This is a genomic window from Nakamurella sp. (assembly GCF_048594475.1).
Lineage (GTDB): Bacteria > Actinomycetota > Actinomycetes > Mycobacteriales > Nakamurellaceae > Nakamurella.
The window spans coordinates 1-5,758 of record NZ_JBMDXT010000586.1 but is presented as its reverse complement, the minus strand read 5'-3'; the positions used below and the strand labels follow the sequence as shown (position 1 = coordinate 5,758).

The following is a 5,758-nucleotide window of genomic DNA, read 5'->3' as shown; positions in this document are numbered from 1 at the left end:
GACCGGGGACAGGCTTCTGATCAGGCCACCAGGTGAGCAGGCCGGCGTCGGCGCCCAGGACGACACGTCATCTAGAAGGCACGCCCAAGCGGCCAGATCCACGCCGAGTCAATCCCGAACACCAACACCGAACCCTGCCAGAACCACCAGAACCGGTGCCCACCCAGACTCACAGATCCGCGCGGGACAGGGCGGGCGGGCGGGTGGGTCAGGGTTGGGCGAGGGCGGGGTGCGTGAGGTCGGGGTGCGAGAGGTCAGGGGTGCGCGGGCGGGTGCGGGTGAGCGGGTCGGGCCGGCGTGAGGGGGGCGACGTCGACGGAGACGTCCATCTCGTTGGACTCGGCGTCGGTGTAGATGACGCCGCGCAGCGGCGGGACGTCGTCGTAGTCCCGGCCCCAGGCGACGATGGTGTAGCGCTCGTCGGCGAGCTGGTCGTTGGTCGGGTCGAAGCCCAACCAGGATCCGTCCGGCAGGCGGACGGCGGCCCAGGCGTGGCTGGCGTCGGCGCCGATCATGCGTTCCTTGCCCGGCGGCGGGTCGGTGGCCAGGTAGCCGGAGACATACCGGCAGGCCAGGCCGACGGACCGCAGGCAGGCGACGGCCACGTGGGCGAAGTCCTGGCAGACGCCGGCCCTGGCCTCGAGCACCTCGGCCACCGTCGAGGAGACGTTGGTGGACCCGGGGTGGTACTTGAACTCGGTGAAGATGCGGTGCGTCAGGTCGACGACCGCCTCGCCGATCGGGCGGCGCGGGGTGAACGTCACGGCCGCGTAGTCCAGGATCCGGCCGGGCATCCGGACCAGCGGCGAGGCCAGGGTGAACTCGACCGCCTTCGGGTCGTCCAGGCCGGGCCGGGCCCGTTCCCAGGGCAGCGCCAACACCTCCGGATCGGTGGGCGGCACGGTGACCTCGACCTCGGACAGGCCGGTCACCACCAGCTCGGTGTGCGCGTCGGTGACGTGGAAGTAGCTGTTCGGGTTGCCGAACACGTCGACGTCATGGGTCAGGTCGGACGGCCCCGGCTGGATCGTCAGCGAGTAGTTCAGGCACCGCTGCCGATTCGGAATCTCCCGCGGCCGCAGGTACCCCCGACCGAATGAGGTCGAGACCTCGTCCGAGTAGCGGTATTCCGTCCGGTGCTCGATGCGGTACCGGCGGGTCATCGGGACACCCCCTCCATGGTCACCACGCCGAGCGACTGCATCGGGCTCGGGTGCCAGAAGTGCTGCGTGGCAATGGCATCGGCCGCGCTGCGGAGCGTATCGGTGAGCCCGGCGAGCAGCGTCTCCAGCTCGTCGCGGACGCCGCCGGCGTCCGTCCGCTCCAGGTCGGCCGGGCCGGTGCGGCGCAGCAGCGCGTCGATCTCCTCCAGCCGGCGCTGCGGTCGGGAGGTGCCCGACGAGTCCGGCAGCGCGCGCAGGTCGGCCCGGGCCGCGGCCAGCTGGTAGGCCAGCGATCGGGGGTTGCCGACGTCCAGCAGCAGCAGCTCCAGCGTGGTCGCGATCTGGATGCGGCCGCGGTACCGCCGGCGGTAGGTGACGCCGGACTCGCTGGCCGCGAGCACCGACTCGGCCACCAGCGAGTCGACGGCCGAACTGTGCGAGCGGGTGAGCGTGGAGCGCAGCAACGCCACCACCTGCTGGGCCCGTTCGATCCGGCGCCCGAGGTCCAGGAAGTACCAGCCCGGGTCACGGATCATGTTCTCGCTGATCAGGCCGGACAGCGACAGCATGCCGGTGAGCACCTCGGACTGGGCCGAGGCCAGCAGCATGCCGGCCTCCACCGGGGCGTCGGCCAGCTCGCCGAGCGCGCGGTCGGTGCCGGCCAGCACCATCCAGGTGTCGCCGGACAGCTGGTCGCGCACCGAGCGGGCCGACTCCCGCAGGCCGGCCAGCGACTGGGCCACCGAGCCGTTCTCGGCCCCGTCCAGCATCAGCTGCCGGATCCGCTGGGTCGGGTCCTCGTCGATCGCGATCGGCCGGGTGCCGGACACCCGGGACACCGCCGACAGCAGCACGGGCACGCACCCGGCGCCCAGATGTTCGGGCCGGAACCGGAAGTCGTCCACCCGGGACCGGGTCATGATGAGCAGCCGGACCAGGTCCTCGGTGCGCTCGGCGTACCGCCCCAGCCAGAACATGTCCTCCAGCACGCGCGGCGAGGCGACGGACTCGGCCGGTTCGGAGACCACCGGCGGGCCCTCGTACAGCCACTCCCGGCCCTCGCGCCGGTCGGGCGTGTCGGTGCGGCCGGAACGCACCCAGACGTCCTTGGCCACGCTCGTCCGGCCGCGCCCGGCCGACGTGAGCGACCCCTCCTGCACCCGGCCCAGCGAGCCGGGCATCGCCACGTAGCCCGAGCCGTGGGACACGGTGAACAGCCGCATGCTGACCTGGCCGGCGACCAGGCCGTCCGGGGTGGCCATCGGCGCCTCGGAGAACGGCGCGACCTCCTGGCCGACCCAGAGCCCCGGCTCGGCCGCGATCCGCGCCCGCCAGGTCTCCAGTTCGGCCCGGCTCATCATCGCCGGGAACTCCGACCGCGCCCGGACCGTCGAGCGCAGGACCATCTTCTCCAGGTGGTCGAGCACGTAGGTGCGCGGCCCCTCGGCGCCGCACCAGAAGGTCGGGACCGATTCGATCCTCAGGGTCTCGCCGAGGACCGCGCGGGCCAGCTTCGGCAGGTACGGCAGCAGCCCGGGGTTCTCCAGCACCCCGCTGCCCAGGGTGTTCACCACGGTCACGGTGCCGCGCCGGCACGCCTCGGCCAGGCCGACCACCCCGAGCCGGGAGTCCGGCCGCAGGTCGAGCGGGTCCGACCAGGCCGCGTCGACCCGGCGGACCACCACGTCGACCGGCTCGAACCGGCCCATCGACCGCATCCACAGCCGGCCCCGCCGGATGGTCAGGTCGGCGCTCTCCACCAGCGGGACGCCCAGCAGCGAGGCCAGCATGGCCTGGTCGAAGGCCGTCTCGGAGTGGGTGCCAGGGGTGAGCACGACGACCCGGGGATCCTCGGACTCCGTCGGGGCGACCGACGCCAGCGCCGACCGCATCGTGTGGAAGAACGCCGAGAGCCCACGGGGCACGGTGCGCCGGAACAGGTCCGGCAGCACCTTGGACACCGCCCGGCGGTCGGCCATCGCGTACCCGGCGCCCGACGGCGCCTGCGTCCGGTCGCCCAGCGCCTGGAAGCTGCCGTCGACGTCCCGGCAGACGTCCAGCGCGTGGAAGAACAGCTGATGGGCCCCGGGGATGGTGATGCCGTGGGCCGGCCGCAGGTAGTCGGGGTGCCGGTAGACCAACTCGGCCGGCAGCAGCCCGTGCTCGATCAGCTTGCCCGGTCCGTAGATGTCGGTGAGCACGGCGTCCAGCAGGGTGGAGCGCTGGACCAGCCCGGCCTCCAGCCGGTTCCAGTCCGCGTCGCCGACGACCAGCGGCAGGGGGTCGACCCGCCAGTGCTCCGGGCCGGTCGGCACCGCCTCCGGCCGGCCGGACGTCGTGTCCACCGGGGTGTAGGTGACGCCGTCGTCCTCCAGCAGCCGGTCGACCTGGCCGGTCAGCGCGGCCAGGCCGGGGTCGCCCAGGGCGTCGATCTCGACCGCCAGCTCGGCCCAGCCCGGCAGCAGATCACCGGCGGGGCCGGTCATCTCGTCGTAGCGCCGGGGGTCGCCGACCCCCGGGGTGAACATGCCGTTGCGGGCCAGGTACGCCTCGACCACCGACACCCGCGGCGGCGCGGTGGTGTCGGCGGCCGGCGAGACGTCCAGCGGACCCGTCGTGTTCACCGACAGATGGCCCTGGCCCGGCGCAGGTCCAGCATGCCCGGCGCATTGTGGTCCACGGCCAGCAGGCCGGCCCATTCCCGCAGCTGGTTGATGTCGATCTCGCCCGGGCTGTGCCCGGCCGCGTCGAAGCGCCGGGTGCGCCGGGACTCGGCCTCCATCGCGTTCACCGGCGGGGTCTCGTAGCTGCGGCCACCGGGGTGCGAGACGTGATAAGTGGCGCCGCCCAACGACACTCCGCTGACCGCGTCGACGACGTCGAACACCAGCGGCGAGTCGGGCGGGATGGTCGGGTGCAGCGAGCTCGGCGGCTGCCAGGCCCGGTACCGCACGCCGGCCACCAGCAGGCCGGGCACCTGGGTGGGCTGCAACGGCACCGGGTAACCGTTGCAGGTGACCCAGACCTGGCCCGGGCCGGCCGCGCCGGTCAGGCTGACCTGCAGCCGCTCGACCGACGAGTCGACGTACCGCGCGGTGCCGCCGGCGGTGGCCTCCTCCCCCAGCACGTGCCACGGTTCGATCGCCCAGCGCAGCTCCAGGCCCATGCCGCCGACCGCGACCGTCCCCAACCGGGGGAAGCGGAACTCGAAGAACGGGTCCAGCCAGCTGGTCTGGAAGGCGATCCCGTGCGCCCGCAGATCCGCGGCCACCTCGGCGATGTCGGAGATGACATAGTGCGGCAGCAGGAACCGGCCGTGCAGGTTGTCGCCGTGCCGGATCAACGGCGCGGTGAGCGGCTCGTCCCAGAAACGGGAGACCAGCGACCGCACGAGAAGCGCCTGCACCAGGGACATCTGGGCGTGCGGAGGCATCTCGAAGCCGCGCAGTTCGAGCAGTCCCAGCCGGCCGCGGGCCGAATCCGGGCTGTAGAGCTTGTCGATGCAGAACTCGGCCCGGTGGGTGTTGCCGGTCAGGTCGGTGAGCAGGTGCCGCAGGGCCCGGTCGACCACCCAGGGCGCCACCGTCCCGTCCGGCTGGGCCGCCGCCCGGGCCATCGCCCGCCGGATCTCGGAGAACGCGATCTCCATCTCGTAGACGCTCTCCGGCCGGCCCTCGTCGGCCCGCGGCGCCTGCGAGGTCGGGCCGATGAACTGACCCGAGAACAGGTAGGACAGCGCGGGATGCCGCTGCCAGTGGGTCAGCAGCGAGACCAGCAGGTCCGGCCGCCGCAGCAGCGGCGACTCGGCCGCGCTCGCGCCGCCCACCGTGATGTGATTGCCCCCGCCGGTGCCACGGTGGCTGCCGTCGACGGCGAACGTCTCGGTGCCCAGCCGGCTCAGCCGGGCCTGCTCGTACAGCGTCGTGGTCAGCTCGACCTGCTCGGCCCAGCTCGCCACCGGCTGCACGTTGACCTCGATGACCCCCGGGTCCGGGGTGACGGAGAGCGTCTTGAGCCGCGGGTCGCCGGGCGGCGGGTAGCCCTCGAGCACCAGCGGCAGGCCCAGCGCCGAGGCGGCGTGGTCGATCGCGCCGATCAGCTCGACCCAGGGGTCGAGCTCCTCGACCGGCGGCAGGAACACGTACAGCAGCCCGCCGCGGGCCTCGACCACCAGGGCCGTGGTGGGGACCCCGGCGGCGTCGACCACGACGGCGCGCGGCCGGGTCGCGTGCGGCGCCGGCAGCGCCGGACGGGCCGCCAGCGGATCCGGGTCGACGGGCGGTTCCGCCGCCTGCCACGAGATCGCGTCCAGCGGCAGGCGCAGGCCGGCCGGCGAATCGCCGGGCAGCAGCACGATCCGACCCCGCCGCAGCTGCCAGTCGGCGCTGGCCCAGCCCACGGTCGCGGCCCGCTCGGCGGCCGGGGCGGCATCCGCCGCGGCCGGGGGCGCGACGGCCGCCGCGCGGACCGTGACGGTGTCGGCGGCGTCGGCCGCGGCGGTGCCGGCGCCGGTGTCGGTGTCGGTGTCGGTCCCGTCGAGCTCGTCCAGGGCCAACTCGGCCGGCAGCCGGTGCAGCGGCAGCACGAACGCGGTC

Annotated in this window: 3 protein-coding genes; all 3 read right to left on the bottom strand. The window is 73.7% G+C overall.

The features are described 5' to 3' along the window. Positions 1-254: 254 nt before the first annotated feature. The gene (locus ACOJUF_RS26125) at positions 255-1,163 is read right to left on the bottom strand and encodes a transglutaminase family protein (RefSeq protein ID WP_420124725.1); all 909 of its coding nucleotides are present in this window, start codon (positions 1,161-1,163) and stop codon (positions 255-257) included. After that, on the bottom strand, positions 1,160-3,787 hold the full coding sequence (locus ACOJUF_RS26120; protein ID WP_420124724.1) for a circularly permuted type 2 ATP-grasp protein: 2,628 nt from the start codon (positions 3,785-3,787) through the stop codon (positions 1,160-1,162). The genes ACOJUF_RS26125 and ACOJUF_RS26120 overlap by 4 nt, the downstream gene beginning before the upstream one ends. Beyond that, positions 3,784-5,758, bottom strand: a 1,975-nt coding sequence (locus ACOJUF_RS26115) for a transglutaminase family protein (protein WP_420124723.1), incomplete at its 5' end; no start/stop codon positions are given. The genes ACOJUF_RS26115 and ACOJUF_RS26120, both read right to left, overlap by 4 nt.